Source organism: Caproicibacter fermentans (assembly GCF_009746625.1).
GTDB classification, from domain to species: Bacteria; Bacillota; Clostridia; order Oscillospirales; family Acutalibacteraceae; genus Caproicibacter; species Caproicibacter fermentans.
The window spans coordinates 1-19,494 of the sequence record NZ_VWXL01000089.1 but is presented as its reverse complement, the minus strand read 5'-3'; the positions used below and the strand labels follow the sequence as shown (position 1 = coordinate 19,494).

Here is a 19,494-nt window from a genome sequence, read left to right as displayed (position 1 = left end):
CTCTCGGTCGCAGCCAACGCCGCAAGTAAAACGCAATTTTACGGCTGTGCGACTTTATTGACGGTCTGAGGCCGCCGGAAGCGATTCCGGCGGCCTCAGTGTATGAATCTTTACAGAACAAACAGAAGAAAACGAAGCACCTCAAAATAATCTGAAGCGTGAAAGGTGACCGTTTTCAAGCCATCCGACCGGGCGCCCGGATAATAGGACGCATAATAGGCCTTGTCATGTACATGAAACAGAATCGAAACCTCAAAGGATTCCGGAAGCTTCAACAGGCATTCGGAAAGGTCCCCCTGCATGGCCTGAAGCATACCCTTCCGGATGGCTCCCTGCGCCGCGGCCGGATGCAGGGATACGGAAGCATTGCCGATTCCTTCGCTGACAGGTACGGCAGTGATGGACGGAATCAGCTTCTTCGCGCTTTCGCACAAAGACCGGTCCCCGCTGACAAATACGACAGGCACTTTATAATACGCCGCCGTGTATGCGTTGATCATGAATTCGCTGGCAAGCCGCCCATTTAAGGTAACAGATTCGTTCTGGGTGTTCATCGTATGCGCCAGAGGGTTCCCATTTGTCCCGCTCGCGCTGTGGTACCCAACCATTGCGGCAGCATCGAAACCGCCGTCAACACCGGCCATCATCTCCTGCGGGCCTCGCGTCCAGCCGCGCATGATCTTAACAATTTCAGGCAGCTTTTCGGGATTTATATTGGTGGCGGTATGGTGCGCGTCCTTGACCAGAATTTCGTTGACACCGGCTTCCATGGCGCCTTCGCAGGCGCAGCGCACTTCCTGCGTCATCTCGTTTGCAAAGTACGGGTAATATTGATCTTCCGGTTCGGTTTCCGACCATTTAACAACGCCCGCGGTTCCTTCAATATCCGCGCTGAGATACAATTTCATGATAATCCTCCTAAATCAGGTTTCTTCCGCTTCTCCGTTTAAAAGACGAAGCGCCGTGAGAATATGCAGCAAAACGCCGGTCGGCAGGCAGTCCTCATCGATGTCAAAACGTGACGAATGGGCCGGCCATGTAATTTCCTTGGATGGATTGGTTGTGCCCAGACAATAAAAAGCACCCGGCGCGGCATCCAGAAAATATGAAAAATCCTCGACTCCAAGACTGGGGAACGGATCCTCCAGCAAATTTTCTTTGCCGACAAGTTCCGCCGCCGCGCCGCGAACCACATCCACCACCCGGTCCGTATTGAACAGGGAGTGATAGCTTTCCCGGATATCAACCTCCGCCCGGCCGCCCAGCGCAGCGCTGACGCCCTTTGCAATTTTCGTTATCTGCTCTTTTGCGAATATCCGGGTCTCCGGGTATAAAGTCCTCAGCGTCGCTTCCATCTGAACCTCGTCGGCTATGATATTCCTTTGTGCTCCGCCGAGAATCTTGCCAATAGTAAAAACGGCGGAGTCGACCGGTGAAATTTTCCGGCTGACCAGGTTCTGCAGAGCCGTGACAACCTGCGCCGAAATTGCGATTGCGTCTACCCCGGTATCAGGATGAGCCCCGTGGGCCTGCTTGCCAAGCACCCGGATATCAATCTGGTCGCTCGCCCCATATACGGCGCCTTTTCTGATCTCGATGGTTCCGGCCGGATGGCTCGATACGTGAAGGCCGATGACATAGTCCGTATCCGGATTTTTCATGCAGCCCGCCGTTACCATTTTCTCCGCCCCGCCGGTGGTTTCCTCCGCCGGCTGAAACAACAGACGGATATTGCCGTGCAGTTGTTCGCGGTACTGGGAAAACAAACAGGCGGTTCCCAGAAGAACAGCCGTATGAGCGTCGTGCCCGCAGGCATGCATCACGCCCGGAGTCAGTGATCGATACGGCACCTCGTTTTCCTCCTGAATCGGAAGAGCGTCCATATCCGCGCGAATCGCCACGGTTTTCCCCTCGTGGGCCCCGCAAATCAGCCCGACAACCGCGGTGCTGTCTTCATAGGTCTGAAAATCGATTCCGAATTCACTCAGAGAATCCTGAATGATCCGGCTGGTCCGAAATTCCTTGTTTCCCAGTTCGGGATGCATGTGAAAGTCCCTCCTGGTCCGGGAAAGCCATGGTTTCATCTCCTGCGCGGCCTGCTTCAGAAAATCTACCTCCATTTGCCGACACCTCACTTTTCTTTCAACAAATGCAGCCGAACTTCGGAAAATGTCCCATATTCAAAAAAGCAAAAGATGCCCCAGAAAATCACTGCGGCATCTTTGTCTCAACTACTATAAAATTTTTCTTCATATTTGTCAAGAAAAATAAAATAATAAATCATCTTAGAATCGAAATCTTTTTTGCCGAAGCATCCATTTTCAATTTTTTCCCCATTGGAAGAGACATCGACGGCAGGCTGTGCCCGCAGGCAAGATTCATCAGAGCCGGCCGCCCCTGCGGCACAATCAGTTCCCTGAAAATCTGTAAGAGAGTCAGGGAACGGTCGGGCTGTTCGGCCTCGATGCGGGTCCAGTACCCGAACATCAGACCCGCGCAGTCGTTCAGTTTGCCGGCCAGCAAAAGCTGTGTCAGCATCCGGTCGATCCGGTAAGGTTCCTCATCAACATCCTCCAGAAACAGGATTTTGCCTCGGGTATCAATTTCAAAAGGCGTGCCGAGGGAAGAAGCCACCAGCGACAAATTCCCGCCGGTCAAGCGCCCGCAGGCACACCCGGGCACAAGAACTTCCGGCTCCATTGATCCGGGATTCTCCAGCGTGCCGGCCGAATCGCCGAACATCACCCTTTTCAGGCTTTTCATGGTGTATTCGTCGGCGCCGTCGTACAGCTCCGTGGAAGGCATCGGCGTATGATAGGTAATAAAACCGCAGAGCTGGTTCAGCGCAATATGCAGGGTGGTAACATCACTGTAACCGGAAAAAAACTTTGGATGCTTTCGAATACAGGAAAAATCAAGTTTCTTTAATATCCGCTGAGCGCCGTATCCGCCCCGAATGCAAAGGATACCATCAATGCTTCTGTCTGCAAACGCATGATTCAGATCATCGGCCCGCAGCTGATCCTCTCCGGCGAGATATCCGTGAGCACTTCGGCAGCTTTCATAAACGACCGGCACGAGTCCCAGTTTCTCTACCGACCGCACGGCGGGCTCCAGGCGTTCGGGGGGCACCGGACCCGACGGCGCGATCAGCGCGACCCTCGCCCCGGGGAACAGCGGTTTCGGATTTATCATTCTTAAAGCTCCTGTCACGATCAATCATTTGTGCGTCTGCCGCGGCAACCGTCATTTCACTTTATTGAAGCGAAGCCGCGGCGCTCGGGTACCCATATCCGTACTTGTTGTATCGGGCCGCGCTGTAATCCCCGTAATTGTAGACGTTGACTTCCCCCAGGCGGCGATAGAACAACCCGGTGTAGAATTTGCCGCCCGCCTGGTTCCAGCGAATCAGCTCCGTCCCCATCGCATAGGCGTTCGTATAAGCAAGGTCATGGACAAGTCTGGAGGAATTCGCGAGGCTGACATACCCGGAATTGACCCAGCCGACCGTTCCGTCGGTCAGTTTGATCTGATACCAGCCGTCCTTTTTGTCGGAAAAATCACCGCCCGTAACAACAACAGCCGTTCCCGCCGTCACGGACGCGTTCTGTGCGGACATGATTCCGCTGTTACTCCTGACCTGGGTGTTTTCCGTGACCGTCGCCTCATATGTGGTTCCGGAGGAGAAATCCGGAGGCCGGACCGCATTCTTCATAATTTTGATAAAATCCATCTCAGTGGAACTGTTGAAATACCCGGAACCAACGTTGTAGGCAAAACTGATCAGACAATCCGCCTGATACTGGTTCATTAAAAACCCGTTGTTCCGAATCATCTTATTCAGCTCGGAAGTATAAGACGAGCCGTTGATCCGGTTGACCATCATGGACCACGCTTCGGTTTCGCTCACCCCGTTGTAAAACTCGGCGTTTGCCGCCAATGTGCAGCCGTAGCCGATTGTGGGGATCTGACTGGACGCAATGGTATCCGTATAAACACACGCGCGGTAACCTTCCCACTTGGAAATCAGCTGAATCATTTCGTCGCTGACACGAAGCTCCTCGGAGGATGTGACGGATTTATCGGCCTGCTTCGTGATATACGCGCTTGTGGTGAAACCCGCGGTGGTGTAAACCCCACCGGCCCGCGACTGTGCAAGCACGGTATAATTGCCCGGATCACTGAAAGTAGCGCTCGCCTTCCACACTTTGGTCGTTACGCCGTTTGTCGTTTCCTGCGTGCTGCTGACGGCGTCTATGGAACTTGTAATCCCCGTCGGTTTGGTAACATAAAACCTGACCCCGTCACGGCTGGAGTCCGTAATCGCAGTCAAAGTAACGGTTTCGCCCGGCCCTGCAATATTGGGCGACGCATAAGCCGTTCGGACCGGTTCGGCATCCGATACCGTGACGCCGCAGGTGGCGGTTTCTGTTCCGGAGGTTGCGGTGATGACCGCGCTGCCTTTTGATACGGCGGTCACATACCCGTTTATAACCGTTGCGACGGAGGTGTTGCTGCTTGACCAGCTGACATCCGCATTGCTCGGGCTGGTTGAAGCTTTCAGGTATAAAGTCTTTCCGGCCGGCACCGTCTGTGAACCGGACGAAAGCGAAAGAGAAGACGCGTTCGTTCCGCCGCCCTGATTTGTATCAGTGCTTCCGCCCGTCGAAGTGCCGTCGGAATAGATGATTTTTACATAATCCGTGCTCACATATCCGGTCTTGCCGTCCGGAGTCTGTACCTTGACCCATCCGGAAGCCGGCGCGCCGAGCACCTGCAGGCTTGTGCCGTTGACAAGATTGGAGAGGACCTTGCAGGATGTGTTCGCCTGCTCCCGCAAACGCAGCACGTCGGCAGTTACGGTTGCTCCCTTGATTCCGGATACTCCTGAGTTCGTTTCGGTATCTGTCCCCCCCGAACCATTGCTGCCGGACGACGAAGATGACGACGACGGCTGGGAAGATGAAGACTGAGAAGATAAGGCTGATGAGCTTGACGGCGGCGTAGAGGATGAGGAATTCGTTCCGGTGTTCGTTCCGCCTGTAACGGTCAGGTATTTGCGGCTGCACCAGCCCTGTGTGCCGTTCTGCGTGCGAACCTTCACCCAGTCTGAATTTGAGTTGTCCAGAACCGTGACGCTGACTCCCTTGCTCAATGTGAGCAGCACTTTGTTGCTCATCCCGGCCCCGGAACGCAGATTCAGGTAATCGGTGGTTTTTGCCGTTGCGGCGGAAGAAGAGGTGTTGGTTTCCGGCGGGGCGGCCGCGCCGGAAACCGTCAGATAAGCACGGCTGCACCAGCCCTGCGCCCCGTTCTGCGTCTGAACCTTCACCCAGCTTGAATTGGAATTGTCCAGAACCGTAAGGGAGGACCCTTTGGCAAGAACCATCAGTATTTTTCCACTCAGGGAAGAATCCTGCCGCAGGTTCAGGTTGTCCGTCGTTTTTGCAGTCACGGCGGCTGAACCGGAAGTCGTGGTTGAGCCGGATGAAAAGCTGAGATACTGCTTAAAGCAGTATCCCGTTTTGCCGTCCGACGTCTGCACCTTGGCCCATTGGGCATCCGAATTATCAAGAACGGTCACCGTAGTATTTTTGGATATGGTCAAAATAACATTCGTATTTGTCCCGGCGCCCCGCCGCAGATTTAAATAATCCGTCGTTTTTGCCTTCGCGGAAGCCGCGCCGAAAGGCAGAGGGAAGGAAAACAGGACGAGGCAGCCCGCGCAGACTGCTGAAATTGTTTTTTTCAGTACGGTTCTTTTCTTCATTCGATTCACTCCAAGTGGAACCTTTTCACCTAATGTCATGATTATTCTCATCCAAGTTATTACTAAAAGTTATAAAATCTGTCTTGATTATAAACTAAAATATGACAAGAAGCAACCCTTTCTCTCTTTTTTCAGCTCTCTTCTACCCGGCCGAAAATACGCGGCAATACTGGGCAAACTTGATTCCCGAATGCAAAAAGGCAGCCTCCTTTCAGAGACCGCCTTTTTGATGGATCAGGAAAATAAGTTGTTATAAACAAGCAATCGTCAGTCCAGAACGTCGGCAAACGCCTGAATCGCAGTCTGAGCCTGACCAAAGTCGCGCATCTGATGATCGATTCCCAGACGGATATGAGGAATACCGGCCGCATCCAGGGCTTTTTTTAGGTACGGATACTCCATTTCCTCCGGATCGCAGAACTGCTGCATAAAAAGGATTAAGCCGTCGGCGTGATTGTCTTTGCACATCTTGGCGACGTACTCGCCGCGGCGGTTCTGGCTCGAGAACTTGTCATAGAGAAGAATATCGTAATCCTGATTCCTGAACTGGATTGCCAGCGCATGGATCGGGTCCGCGTCATCTTCAGGAGCATCGCAGCGGAAGGAACGCGTTTCCTGAGCCACATCGTCGGCAACAATCGCGCATTTATTATCGTCAAGGATTTTCAGGAGCGTGGGATTATCGCAGATGATGCCGGAAGTTACGATCCTGACGCCCTTCCAGTCGGAAGCCGGAAGCGCTTTCAGCTCCGCATTCAAGGCTTCCAGCTTGTCGGCGTATTCATCCTTCAGCATAAAATAGGAAGCCTTTAAAACACCGCTCCTCATGACCGCGGAAACCGCCTCGGGGTGTGCCCCGGCCAGTTTTACGAACTCCCGGCGGGCCGCGCGGGAACGGTTGTAAACCTTAATCGCGTTCTGAATCTCTTCATCGGTCGTCTTATGGCCGGAAACCTCGTCCAGTTCCGCACGGATTTTTTTGTAGCAGGATTCCGTGTATTTCACGCCGCATTCGGGGAAACGGTTCTGGGGATGCGCCAGGAAGATAACCTTCATTTTGTTTTTCATGGCGACCTTGATGTTCTGGGAATTCGGGCGGAGCGTATCACAGCAGGTCGGTGTAATCACCGCGTCCAAACCGTCCATCGTGCCGTCCAGAAGCATTTCAAGGTCAAGCTGCACCAGGGAGCAGTAAAAGCTTGCACAGTATTCCTTCGCGCGGGAAATCGACTTGGTGTTGGAACCCCACATCCCCGCGGGGAACATTCCGGCGGCGAAAACCAGTTCTTCGGGGGCAAAGTAAGGCATAACGCCGACGGCTTTCATCCCTTTTGACTTATAATGCTCCAGCTGTGTCTTCGGATTGTCGGCAATTTTTCTGAATTCCGCTAATTTTTCCGCAATCGCCATTACTTTCCACTCTCCTTTTTCCTGTCGGCTTCTTCCATCGCTTCAACAAGAGCCTGCACGCGGGTCTCATACTGGGCCGCGTTAAAGTTTCTGGAATCGGCCTGGTCGCCGTCATAGCCGACAACCGGAATTCCGAGCTCATTCTGCCAGCGGCGCTGCATTTCGGGCATATAGCCGGACCAAGCCTTGCAGGCTCTGTTGTAATGAACGAGAGCGCCGTCAACCTTATTGTCCTTGCACAGCTGCGAACGCCAGTCGACTCCCTTTTCGAGGCAGACGCTGTTCGGGGCCACGGCATAAGAGCGCGCCATGCCTTCCACATCGTTAAACCGGAACGCAAACGCAGGGGCGTAAACAACCGCCGTTACATTCAGGCCATGCTCTTTCAAAGGCTTAAACAGCTCGCGCAGATGCGGCCACGGTGGAATGCCTTCCATCATGATTCTGTGCTGTTCCGGGAAAGGCAGCGTCGATTTTCCGGTTTTCAGGTTCTCCTCAAGCTCGGAAGCCAGCAGTTCGAACGCCTCTGCCGTTTCTTTCTTCCCGCGCGCGGTAACGACGTCCGCCATGTGGTTGAACAGATCAAAGCCGGACATCGGGGACGGCTTATACTGCAAATAATCGCAGACCTTCAGCCAAGCGTTCGCCGTGCGGTTTGCGTATCCGCACACGCGTTTGAACTTCTCCTCGTCGAATTTCTTACCCGTCAGCTCCTCGAGCTGTTTGATCGCGATATCGAACTGACCGCGAACATAGGCAACAAAGTCGTCGTCGACCTCCGGGTAATTGGAATAGGGAATGTCGACCATAATCAGGGGAATATTGTGGATGCGGGCGATGTTCTCATACCATTTTGTCATGCAGTTGCAGATGTTGTTGCAGCAAAGGACGAAATCCGGCATCGGCATCCGCCTGCCCTCGTTTGTCGTCTCGTTGCCCATCGCATAGGCAAGATTGATGCGGGCGTAAGAGCAGATATCGGCGTCGTAGCCCTCGTTTTCGGCGATCGTGCAGAGACGTGTATCGTCGTGGTGCGCGGCGATGCCCGCGGCCTGATTTTCGGGGTACACGACATTCAAATCAAAGGTTTCGGCAATTTCGCAGGGGAATTTGGATGAAGACCATCCGACAAGTTTCCCTTCCTTTTTCGCGTCGCGGGCCGCCTGATAAACATCATTGACGACCTTCTGCAGAGCCAAAACACCGGGAGACTGAGTTTTCTTCTTCTTGACGGGAGCCGCCTCTGCCGAAACAGGGGCCTGCTCCGCCTTCTCCTTGTCGTTCATTAAATAGCTTCCTCCTAACTGTTATTGCGCTGCCGGCAGAATCTTTTGCTAAAGCGATATAGAGTATTTTCACGGACTGATGTGAATTTTGTTTCGATACGGATTCTGCCAAAACAGCATGACGGTCGCTGCACGTTTGGAGTGCAGACTTATGTGAATCATCCCTGTAAGAGGCAAAAGGATCTTACCTGCATTTTTCAAAAGCAAACAGCGCGGCGCCCAGTGCGCCGTTATATTGGGCTAGCGGAGACGTCTGAATTTCTGTATTCAGCTCTTTTTCGAGCGCGTGCAAAACTCCGCAATTTCTTGCGACGCCGCCCGTCATGACGACGTCCGGCTGAACTCCGACGCGGCGGGCCAGCCCCCCGACCCGGCCGGCAACCGAGCGATGGATTCCGTCGATAATGTCGCAGCGGTCCGTCCCTTTCGCCAGCTGGGAAATAACCTCCGATTCCGCAAACACGGTGCAGGTGGAGCTGATTTCGACCTGAACCTGAGATTTTGCCCCAAGCCCCGCGAGATCGCCGACGTCAACTTCCAGAACACGCGCCATAACATCCAGAAATCTTCCGGTTCCGGCCGCGCATTTATCGTTCATGACAAAATTGACCAGATTCCCGTCGTCGCCGACATGAAGAACTTTCGCGTCCTGACCGCCGATGTCGATCACCGTATGCACATTCGGAAAGAGAAAATGGGCGCCGTGCGCGTGGCAGCTAAGCTCACTCATCTGCTTATCCGCGATTTCAAGGGAATTTCTGCCGTATCCGGTGGCCAGAACAAATGCCATATCCTCTCGTTTCAGACCGCCGTTTTCCAGCACCTCCGCGATCGCCCTCGAAGGCCCGCTGGTACCTGCGCCGACGGAAACCAGCGATTTGCTGACGATTTCTTTTCCGTCTTTCAGGATCACGCATTTTGAGGCCGTCGAGCCGATGTCGATTCCCATCGTATAAAGCGTATTCATAATTACCTTCCTTAGAAAGATGAATTTTCGTGAACGTTTTTGCCAGCATACGGCCGACGCCCCGAAGGCATGGTTTCGATCCGGCCCCCCCAAGACGCGGCAGCGGCCGCCGCATGGTTACGTTTCCGTTCGCAGCAGCGGCCGTCATGCCAAATCATACTCTACTCCGAACTTTCTTCGGGTTCAAGTGATTTCAGAAAATCAGGTGATACGTATCGTCTTTTTAGTGCTTAAACAGGCTGCCGAAAACCGAAAGGAAAATCGGGTTGTAAATATCGTCTATGATAACAGCGAAAGACGGATAAAGAACCCATGCGATGTTGTGCCAGCCATATTCGTCCATGATCGCTTTTTCGTTCGCGACCGCATTCGGACCGGAGCCGCAGCCCCAACCGATATTGCCGGCGGTCATGACCGCTGCGCCGTAGTCTTTGCCGAAGAGTCTGAACGAAATGAAGATGCCGAACACAGCGATCAGAACCGCCTGCATCAGCAGGATGATGCCCATCTGGCCTGCAACCGAAACGAGCTTAGTCAGGTCGATGGTCATAAGCACCAGAGCCAGGTAAAGTTCCAGGAACATGTGCTCAAGGGCATTGACTTCAGGCTCGTAAGTATTCTGGTGAGTGGCCTCCAGTACATTGCGGCCGATCGCGCCGGCAAACAGGCAGCCGATGAATTTCGGCATGGAAATCATTGGGATATTGTCAAGCAGGCAATAGATCGGCATGCCGAGTCCGGCAAGCAGAAGCAGCATTGCGAACGCTCTTACCATACTGTGGTTTTCCAGCGGATTGACCTTTCCGGTCGCCAGCTCCGCCGGTTTATCATTCGGGTCAGCCTTCAGCGAGTAGCGGGCGATCAGGAATGCCGCGACCGGGCCGCCGATGACGGAGCCCATGATATTGCCCATTGTACCTGCGGCGACGCCAACCGTTGTCGCAGCGTCTGCGCCCCAGCCTTTGAAAATAGGACCGAAAGCGGATGCGGTTCCAACACCGCCGGACATAGCCGAGGAAGAACACTGCAGCGCGAGCAGCGGATCCATGCCGATTACTTTGCCGAGCGCGACGCCCGCCACATCCTGCAGCGTAATCAGCAAAACAGCAGCAAATGCGATTTTGGCGCACAGCTTTCCGCCGGCATGTTTCAGCATCTTTGTGCTGAAACCGAACCCTACGCACAGGAAGAAAATATTCTGCGTGAAGTCCTTCATGATTTTTGTGTCGAATTCAAAGCCAATGGTTCCGGAGCCCTTGAGGACTGACACAATAATAGAGAAAATCAAACCGGATACCACCGGGGCCGGAATAGCATATTTGCGAAGCAGCTTGGAATGTTTGACCATGGCCTGCCCTGCAAAGATAACAATCGCAGCGAACAAAAGCGTAGTCAGATACTCGAATTTGAAAGAGGCAACGGCACCGTCTTTTGCGGCGGTGAAAGTCCCGAAATAGGCCATAATTTTATCCATAATTCATTCTCCTCCTACTTCGTTGCACGCAGAGCGCGGGGCAAAAGGTCCGTCTTGGAACACAGATCGAAGAATACAGTTCGTAAGAGTCATTGTTAATACTTCTCCCCTTGTTTATTTGTTTCCAATAGTTCCTGCCAAGGAAGCATCAAGCATTCAAGTAATACAGATCATTCCTCCGCATTCGCTGCTCTTGATTCCGGCCGCGCTTTTCGGTTTTTATTTTCCCCCTTTCCGATTCCGAAAAGCTTTTCCGTCAGAAATCGTCCCGCGCTTTCCCTTGTCTTCCCGGAAAAAGCAGACGCCTTTCACAGATAAATTTGGCAGACCCTATTTAAAGCTGATTGAAGGCAGCAGCCTGAGAGCCGCGCAAGTTTACTTCTTTTGGAACGTATTGTAATCGCGAAGCACGCGAGGCAGCAGCATTTGATGGAACGCGCAGATCGATTCCGGATTCTGATAAACGGAATTGACAAATGCCTTTGCATAGCCGCGTATCCGCGGAAGCTGGACAACCTCATCCACAAAGCCTTCCTGTGCACAGAACTTCGGACGGGATTTTTCCACATATTCCTGAATCATTTCGTTCATCTTGTCGATCGTCGGCTGAAGGTCTTTGCCGGCTTTCTTGTCTTTTACCAGCCTTCTGGAATACATCGCTGCTGCGGCGGTTTCGCCGTTCATCACGAACATCTCGGTCGCCGCCGTGCCCAGCGAAAACGCGTTGGTGTTGTTGCCCTGCGGTCCGCCCATAACGTAGTGTGCGGCGGCGCTTCCCTTGCGCAGGGTGATTTCCATCTGCGGAACGCCGGAATTTTCTATGGAATAGATCAGGGACTGGCCCAGACCCAGGAGCTCCGCGCGTTCCGCGTCGTCGCCGACATCGATTCCCGTCGTATCCTGAATCCAAATGACCGGCAGACGGTCACGGGCGCAAAGCGTTACGAACTCGTTCATTTTAATCAGGCCCTGGCGGTACAGCTTGCCGCCGATGCCCACCGCGTTTTCCTTATATTCCGGATACTGCATCAGCAGGCCCTGCATATTCGCGACCACGCCGACCAGAAGACCGTCAATCTTTGCAAGACCCGTTACGATTTCAGGGCCGTAACCGGGTTTGAATTCCGAAAATTCGCTATTGTCAAATACACGGCCGAGAACATCATAAATATTGTAGGGCTTTTTCTGGTTCATCGGCACAACGTCGTACAGCTCGTTCGGGTCGTACTGCGGCTCGCGCGGATCATCCACGCGGAAGAAATCAAGGTTATAGGCCGGAATATCGTCCATGTATTTTTTAATGGCCTCCAGGACGCCGAGTTCTTCGGTGTAAACCTCGCGGAAAAATCCCGTCTGGCTGTAATGGACGGCGATGGAGCCCGGCGGATCCGTCTTCGCCTGCGACTGCGCCTTGATCAGCTGCTCGGCTCCTTCCAGATCCATGTACCCCTTCGGGTTCATTCCGCCCAGGATTCCCGCGCCGCCGACGGCCATATTAGCCTTTGCGTGCGCGATCAGAACGGTCGGGCTGATGCTGTGGTATCCGCCGCCCGCGGGATTGGTGCCGTAAATGCCGACAATGACCGGCACGCCCAGCTGCTGCAGCTCCGCGTTGCGATAAAACGGCGTTCCGCCGCCGCGGCGGTTCGCATAAACCTTCTCCTGTTCATCCAGCTTCACCCCGCTGCAGTTCAGAATGTAAACGAGCGGAATATGAAGGCATTTCGCGGTATCGGAAGCGCGCAGCAGGTTTTCGGACTGTCCCGGAACCCAGGCTCCCGCCAGCTTTTTATTGTCTGATGCAACCACGACAGCCCATTTCCCGTGAATGCGGCCAAGGCCTTTTATAATTGCGGTGGAATGGTTCGCGTTGCCGGCAGGATTATACAGGCTGTTGAGCGGGCACCAGGTGCCCTCGTCAACCAGCGCGCGGACGCGGTCCATTGCCGTCATCTGGCCGGACTGCCTGATGGACTCGTCGGAGCGGCCCGCGTCTTCCGCTTCTTTTACAAGCTGAAGAATTTCTTCTTCCACCTTTTTGAATTCCGCTTCATTCTCTTCATTCAGCCGGCTTAAAGGGCTCCCGGCCACGGGCATATTCTGAAAATAGCCCGGCATGGAATATTCGTGATTACTCATTCGTTACCTCCTTTATTCACTGCGGGACTTTAATGAAAGCCTGACCCGGATCAATCTCTTCGCGAATCATTCGAATGACTTCCGGATCCGGCGCATCAAGCGCGACAGCTCTTGACACATCGATTTCAAAGCCGGTATTTTCAGCGACATCCTCCGGGGAAGAAGTCGGATAGTACCCGGCAAGATACATGCGTTTTGACTGTTCGTCAAATTTCAGAATTCCGCGGTCGGTGACCACCATCTGCGGCCCGCGGTTGGTCGGAAGACCCTTTTTTGCACGGCCGTCCGGTCCGTCGATCCAGCCCGGGCTGGTAATGTAGTCGATATGATCCATGAAGCGGCGCTTTTCATGCTGCATCATGATGATCGTGTTGGAGTATGTGGAAATACCGTTTGCTCCGCCGCTGCCCGTAAAGCGGGTTTTCGGATGATTGTAATCTCCGATGCAGGTGGAATTCACGTTGCCGTACGGGTCGATCTGCGCGCCGCCGATAAAGGCGATCAGGCGGTCCGTGTCGTGCAGCCACTCGTTCGCTTCAAAGCCGATGAAGCGCACATTCGGCCATTGAACGGAGCAATGCGCCATGAAGCGGCAATCGCCCACGCTGCGCGGAACTTCGATCGGCGAACAGTCCATCAGGCCGCTTTCCACAATCAGGTTGCATTTCGGGGCATAGACTCTTTTGGCAAGCGAGGCGCCGATCAGCGGCAGCCCGGTCCCAACGATAACGACCTGACCGTTCCGGATGGATTTTGCAATGGCAACCGCCTGCATTTCCTTATTGGTGTAATTCGTATAGTCAGCCATTATTTACCCTCCTTGGTCATATCGACCGAATATCCAAAGCCGGGAACCGCTTTCAGCTTGCTCAGCCGGACCGCGCCGAGCTTGTTCAGATATTCCTCATGATCCTTGACGCCGTAAACCCATTCGTCCAGGAAGGATTTGAAATCCTCGTCCGTCTTGCTGGCCTTGTCGTAATCCTGGAATAATTTCTTATCGTAGTCATAAAGCCCGTAGCACTGGGAGGGGTGCGCGCCGTAAGGAGCCAGGACAACGGCGTCCACACAGAAGCCCGGGATCGAGTTCTTCGTCGGATCCTTGCGGATTTCTTCGTCGCTGATGATTTCTTCACAGGTGACAACGCAGTGCTTGGCGGCAACCGCGATGTCCACGTCATGGAATTCATCGCCGATGATGCGGCAGGTTCCGTCCGGAGAGGCCGTTTGAACATGGATAATTGCGGTATCGATTTCCGGAACCGGGCAGAGAACCACTTTATGTCCGGGATGGAAGGGGTCGTCCTGAATCACAAACTTGTCGTTCGGCAGCTTGTCGATTTTCTGGCGTTCCTCTTTGCTGATGCCCCATTTGTCCACCAGGTCCGAGCCCATCATCAGGCGAACGGGAAGATACGGAAGACCGAGAGACGCCGCGTGAAGCTGCAGCATCAGAACGTCCTGGGAATAGTCTTCCACCAGAAGCTCGCCCGCTTCCACCGCCTTGCGGAAGCGGCGGCAAACGTTGGTAAAGCCGGAATTGGCTATGTAGCAGTTGTTAAACGCCTTGACACGGCCCTCCCCGATGAGCATATCCCAGTCGCCGCCGGCAGGGCCGCTCTCTCCGATGAAATCCTTCTGCCCCTGCCGCAGGATTTCATAGACGGCAGCATACGGCTTGCGGTTCGTTGTAAAACCGCCGAAAACCAGATGATCGCCGTCATGAACGAACTTTGAAATCGCGTCTGACAAGGAATATATTTTTCCCAAACGAAAGACCTCCTAAAATAATTTATAAAAATTACCTGTCTGTTGTAGTAATGCCTGATTCAGTGCCCGAAAACCATCATGAAAAAGCCTGCGGCAACCGCCGAGCCGATCACGCCCGCAACATTGGGGCCCATCGCGTGCATCAGCAGGAAGTTGGTCGGGTTTGCCTTCGCACCCTCCACCTGGGCAACACGGGCGGCCATCGGCACGGCCGAAACGCCCGCGGCGCCGATGAGCGGATTGACCTTGCCGCGCGTGATGAAGCAAAGAAGCTTTCCAAACAGCAGGCCGCCCATCGTGGAAAAGCCGAACGCAAAGAGTCCCATCGCGATAATCGCCATAGTCTGCGTGCGCAGGAACAGTTCGCCGTTTGCGGTCGCCCCCACGCTGAGGCCAAGCATAATCGTCACGATATTGCAAAGCTCGTTCTGGGCGGTTTCGGACAAACGCGAAGCCACGCCGGACTCGCGGAAAAGATTGCCCAGCATCAGCATGCCGAGCAGCGGAGCGACCGAAGGGAGAAGCAGCACGGTGAGCAGAACAACGAATACCGGGAAAATAATTTTTTCCACTTTGCTGACCTTGCGGAGCTGCCCCATTTTGATGGACCTCTCTTTTTTCGTGGTCATCAGCCTCATGATCGGCGGCTGAATCATTGGAATCAGCGCCATATAGGAATAAGCCGCCACCGCGATCGGCGCAACCAGAGTCGGCGCAAGATTGTTCGCGATAAAAATGGAAGTGGGGCCGTCCGCGCCGCCGATAATTCCGATTGCCGCCGCCTGTGCGGGCGTAAACAATCCGGTGGCGTTTGCAAGAATAAACGCCGTGTAAATGCCGAACTGTGCGGCCGCGCCCAGAAGCAGGCTGGCCGGGTTCGCGATCAGCGGACCGAAATCGGTCATCGCGCCGACACCCATAAAAATCAGGCAGGGGAACAGATCGCTTTTGATTCCGTAATAGATGATACTGATCAGGCCGGAATGATACCAGGGGTCCGCTTCCGTCATCATGCCCGCGAGCGGAAGGTTTGCCAGAAACATTCCGAAAGCGATCGGCAGCAGAAGCAGCGGCTCAAACTTTTTGGCAATTGCAAGATACATGAGGACAAAAGAGACCAGAATCATCACTCCGCTCTGCCAGGTGAGCGCGGCAAAACCGGATTCTTCAAGAAGCGTCCCCATCACAGAGAAAAAATTCATTGGGGAGCCTCCTTATTTCAAAGTTACAAGTATCTGATCGGTGTCTACCATATCGCCCTTCTTCACCGGAATCGATGCGACGACGGCATCGCAGGGAGAGACAATTTCGTTTTCCATTTTCATGGCTTCCAGCAAAACAAGAACCTGACCGGCCTTAACAGTGTCTCCAACGGAAACCTTAATATCAAGTACGGAGCCCGGCATCGGGCTGGTCACATTTGAAGAACCTGCGGGCGCGGGGGCCGGAGCTGCTTTCGGTGCTGCAGGCGCCGGCGCGGGTGCGGAAACGGGAGCGGGCGCAGATGCGGGTGCGTTCATTGCCGCCGCTGCGGCAGACCTTGACAGAGGTTTGAATCCGGTTTCCACCTTTTCCACTTCAACCTCATATTTTTTGCCGTTTAAAGTAACGATGTATTTCATAATCTTTTCTCCTAACAATGAAAAATCAGCTGAACATCAGCCGGGTTTATAATCAGATTTCCCGAATCTTTGTAATTTGAAAGCGATCGACCGGAAGATTCATCTCTTCGCTGATCACCGCAATCAGAATCGCCAGAACGTCGTCTTCCTCTTTTTCAGCTGTCGGCGCCTGCTGCACGGCAGAATTTTTCTTCACCGCACCGGTCCCTTTGCCGATTCCCGCGGCGGAGAAAATTCTGGAGAAGCCCATAATGGCCAGCGCAAGTGCGATCAGCGTGAGAAAAACGATGGTCAAGCCCAATCCGGATACCGTCAGCGATTGAATCAGATTCATGCTCGCTTCCGTCCACATAATGCCAACCTCCATGAAGAACATAATTTAGATTTTCCGTATTGTGGAATTCATTTCACAAATTAACTATTAACACATACTTCTTTCACAATTCGGAATCCGCCACATAGAATTCCATATTATAAAACAAATTCCACTTCATACTGGTTATATTATATACAAACCAGTGCGAAGCTATCATAATAATTGAGAAAATACAGTTTTTTTCGCAATAAATTATGAACAAATTATAAACAGAACTTTTGTGAAAGGTTACGGTTCGCGGCGAACAATCGCAGAAACGCCCATCCCGCCGCCGACACAGAGCGTTGCAAGGCCATAGTTCGACTTTCGGCGCTGCATTTCGTGAAGAAGAGTTACAAAAATCCGGCAGCCGGAAGCACCGACCGGATGCCCGATGGCTATGGCCCCGCCGTTGACATTGACTTTCGCAAGATCAAGATCCAGCAGCTTTGCAACCGCAAGCGACTGTGCCGCAAAGGCTTCGTTCGCCTCAATCAGGTCCATGTCATTTACGGTGAGCCCTGTTTTCTCCATAATCTTCTTTGTGCTGAACGCCGGGCCGATTCCCATATAGGCCGGGTCAACGCCGGCGGACTGCCCCGCAATCCAGGTTGCCATCGGGGTTACGCCGAGCTCCTTTGCCTTTTCTTCGCTCATGACAATCACTGCCGCCGCACCGTCGTTGATGCCGGAAGCATTGCCGGCTGTTACGGTTCCGTCCGGTTTAAAAGCCGGTTTCAGTTTGGCAAGGCTCTCTTTTGTCACGCCGACGCGGGGGCCCTCGTCGGTATCGAACAGAACGGTCTGTTTTTTCAGTTTTACCTCGACGGGAACGATTTCGTCGTGAAAACGGTTTTCCGCAAGTGCTTTTTCCGCCTTTTGCTGGCTGAATGCAGCGAACTCATCCTGCATTTCCCGGGTAATTCCGTATTTTTCCGCGACATTTTCAGCTGTGATGCCCATATGAAAATCATTGAACGCGTCCCAAAGAGCGTCTTTGATCATCAGATCCTCCAGCACTCCGTTGTTCATGCGGTAACCAAAGCGCGCTTTTGAGATCGAGTACGGAGCCATGGACATATTCTCCATTCCGCCCGCCACAACAATGTCCGCTTCGCCTGACTCTATCATTGCCGCTGCAAGATTGACGCTTTTCAGTCCCGAACCGCAGACATTGTTGAGTGTCGATGCCGGGACTTCCTGCGGAATGCCGGCAAAGACGGATGCCTGGCGAACCACATTCTGACCAAGCCCCGCCTGCAGCACGCAGCCCATCAGCACTTCATCCACCTGCTCCGGCTGAACGCCGGCTCTTTTCAGCGCTTCCCGAATCACGATGGACCCGAGCGTTGAAGCCGGCACTGCGGAAAGGGACCCTCCCATTTTTCCAACAGCCGTTCTTACGGCACCCGCCAGAACCACTTTCTTCGACATTTTTTGTTCCTCCATTTCTATAATTATCCCTGTCATGTTCATCAGGATAGGAATACCAAAAAAATATTTGATAATTGCTATTTCGTATTATGAAATGTATTCTATATGATAGAATTTCAATAAACATAATAGCATTGTTGTACGTCTCTGTCAATAAAAAACAAGCAATTTCTATTCATTGTCACAATCCGGCTTGAGAACCGGGTTTAAATGAATTGCATCATATGGAATTATGAGTTATACTTTTATTTAGAATACCATGCAGGAATTATGCAGGAAGGTAATGAATTATGATACAAAGTTTAATCCGCGCAATCAACGTTTTAGAAGCATTGAAAGAACCGGAAAAATCATTCTCGCTTGCGGAGCTGTCCGAAGCTTTGGAGCTTCCCCCCAGCACCATCCACCGCATTCTGCAAACATTCTGTTCCAAAAATTACGTGACGCGGGACGAAAGGACGCACCTTTATCAGTTGGGTCCCGCGCTGATTTCTCTTGGAATGGCCGCAACGCACCATGTAAAGCTGCAAAACGCGGCGCCCCCCATTTTAAGAAAGCTTTCCGCCATGACGGGCGAGGATACGTTCCTTGTGATTCTCGCGGGCTTTAAGGGCCTGGTTTTGGAAAAGGTGGAGGGGCCGAACAACCTGAAGGTCATTGAAAAATTCGGCTACGAGGTCGACCTTCACTGCGGAGCCATCAGAAAATCCCTGCTTGCCTATCAGCCGGATTCTTTTATCCGCGACTTTATCGAACACGGCCTCAGCCGGCACGCGGACAATACGATCACAAATCCTTCAACGCTGATGGAAGACCTGAAGAAAATCCGCAGGGAGGGAATCGCCGTTTCCTGCGGGGAATATATTCGCGACGCCATGGGAGTCGGAGCGCCCGTTTTCAGCAGAAACGGGTCAGTTGTCGCTTCCATGGGACTGATTGCGCCGATTTCACGCGTTGACTCAAAACGCATCGAGCTGCTGAAAAGGGACGTAAAGCAATGCTCTCAGGAGCTTTCCTATGATCTGGGGTACGCCGAAAACACCGCCGACCGTTACGGAAAATTCTAAGCGGTATTGACCTTTCATTTCTGTCAGCTTACAAGGAACTGCACGCAGACCGCAAACGGATAGATAACAGCAAGGGGGTGTTGCAAAATGAAAATTTTGCAACACCCCCATTTATGTTGAAAAGTGATCTAAATACGAAGCTTTTGTTGAAAACTTTGCGAGATAAATCGTCGAAATAGGAATAGCAATGCTAAGCTCCG

The 19,494-nt window shown here is 53.0% G+C and carries 16 protein-coding genes; 1 reads left to right on the top strand and 15 read right to left on the bottom strand.

Going from position 1 to position 19,494, the window contains the following annotated elements; all coding sequences use genetic code 11:
• Positions 1 to 110: 110 nt before the first annotated feature.
• The 15 genes from CAFE_RS15640 to CAFE_RS15570 form a co-directional block, all read right to left on the bottom strand.
• Positions 111 to 908, bottom strand: coding sequence for a M55 family metallopeptidase (locus tag CAFE_RS15640; protein WP_066643122.1), 798 nt, complete (start codon positions 906 to 908; stop codon positions 111 to 113).
• Positions 909 to 923: 15 nt separating this feature from the next.
• Complete coding sequence (locus CAFE_RS15635) at positions 924 to 2,120, bottom strand: M20 metallopeptidase family protein (protein WP_156991147.1); 1,197 nt, start codon at positions 2,118 to 2,120, stop codon at positions 924 to 926.
• Between the two features lie 160 nt (positions 2,121 to 2,280).
• Entirely contained in the window at positions 2,281 to 3,195 is a 915-nt protein-coding gene (locus CAFE_RS15630; protein WP_156991146.1) for a S66 peptidase family protein, read from the bottom strand.
• Positions 3,196 to 3,256: 61 nt separating this feature from the next.
• The gene (locus CAFE_RS15625) at positions 3,257 to 5,770 is read right to left on the bottom strand and encodes an SH3 domain-containing protein (RefSeq protein WP_166525163.1); all 2,514 of its coding nucleotides are present in this window, start codon (positions 5,768 to 5,770) and stop codon (positions 3,257 to 3,259) included.
• 267 nt (positions 5,771 to 6,037) lie between these two features.
• Positions 6,038 to 7,180: a (R)-2-hydroxyglutaryl-CoA dehydratase subunit beta gene (gene hgdB, locus CAFE_RS15620; protein ID WP_156991144.1), complete on the bottom strand. Its 1,143-nt coding sequence runs from the start codon at positions 7,178 to 7,180 to the stop codon at positions 6,038 to 6,040.
• A complete protein-coding gene (locus CAFE_RS15615) occupies positions 7,180 to 8,466 on the bottom strand; it encodes a 2-hydroxyacyl-CoA dehydratase subunit D (RefSeq protein ID WP_066643136.1) in 1,287 nt (428 codons plus the stop codon). Before CAFE_RS15615 ends, hgdB begins: the two co-directional genes overlap by 1 nt.
• Positions 8,467 to 8,650: 184 nt before the next feature.
• Complete coding sequence (gene hgdC, locus CAFE_RS15610; protein WP_066643139.1) at positions 8,651 to 9,433, bottom strand: (R)-2-hydroxyglutaryl-CoA dehydratase activase HgdC; 783 nt, start codon at positions 9,431 to 9,433, stop codon at positions 8,651 to 8,653.
• 223 nt (positions 9,434 to 9,656) lie between these two features.
• Positions 9,657 to 10,907 (bottom strand): sodium/glutamate symporter, encoded by a 1,251-nt coding sequence (locus CAFE_RS15605; protein ID WP_156991143.1) that lies wholly within the window; start codon positions 10,905 to 10,907, stop codon positions 9,657 to 9,659.
• A gap of 375 nt (positions 10,908 to 11,282) precedes the next feature.
• The gene (locus CAFE_RS15600) at positions 11,283 to 13,046 is read right to left on the bottom strand and encodes an acyl-CoA carboxylase subunit beta (protein ID WP_156991142.1); all 1,764 of its coding nucleotides are present in this window, start codon (positions 13,044 to 13,046) and stop codon (positions 11,283 to 11,285) included.
• A 16-nt stretch (positions 13,047 to 13,062) separates the two neighbouring features.
• Positions 13,063 to 13,854 carry a glutaconate CoA-transferase subunit B gene (gene gctB / locus CAFE_RS15595; RefSeq protein ID WP_066643148.1) on the bottom strand — a complete coding sequence of 264 codons (792 nt, stop codon included), beginning with the start codon at positions 13,852 to 13,854 and terminating at the stop codon, positions 13,063 to 13,065.
• A complete protein-coding gene (gctA, locus tag CAFE_RS15590; protein WP_156991141.1) occupies positions 13,854 to 14,816 on the bottom strand; it encodes a glutaconate CoA-transferase subunit A in 963 nt (320 codons plus the stop codon). Before gctA ends, gctB begins: the two co-directional genes overlap by 1 nt.
• A gap of 59 nt (positions 14,817 to 14,875) precedes the next feature.
• Positions 14,876 to 16,018: a sodium ion-translocating decarboxylase subunit beta gene (locus CAFE_RS15585; protein WP_156991140.1), complete on the bottom strand. Its 1,143-nt coding sequence runs from the start codon at positions 16,016 to 16,018 to the stop codon at positions 14,876 to 14,878.
• A gap of 12 nt (positions 16,019 to 16,030) precedes the next feature.
• Complete coding sequence (locus tag CAFE_RS15580) at positions 16,031 to 16,438, bottom strand: biotin/lipoyl-containing protein (RefSeq protein WP_066643157.1); 408 nt, start codon at positions 16,436 to 16,438, stop codon at positions 16,031 to 16,033.
• 52 nt (positions 16,439 to 16,490) lie between these two features.
• Positions 16,491 to 16,790, bottom strand: a complete 300-nt coding sequence (locus CAFE_RS15575) for an OadG family protein (protein WP_066643159.1) — start codon at positions 16,788 to 16,790, stop codon at positions 16,491 to 16,493.
• A 252-nt stretch (positions 16,791 to 17,042) separates the two neighbouring features.
• On the bottom strand, positions 17,043 to 18,227 hold the full coding sequence (locus CAFE_RS15570) for an acetyl-CoA C-acetyltransferase (protein ID WP_066643160.1): 1,185 nt from the start codon (positions 18,225 to 18,227) through the stop codon (positions 17,043 to 17,045).
• 290 nt (positions 18,228 to 18,517) lie between these two features.
• On the opposite strand from CAFE_RS15570, the gene CAFE_RS15565 reads away from it, so the two are divergent.
• Positions 18,518 to 19,294, top strand: a complete 777-nt coding sequence (locus CAFE_RS15565) for an IclR family transcriptional regulator (protein ID WP_066643162.1) — start codon at positions 18,518 to 18,520, stop codon at positions 19,292 to 19,294.
• Positions 19,295 to 19,494 lie beyond the last annotated feature (200 nt).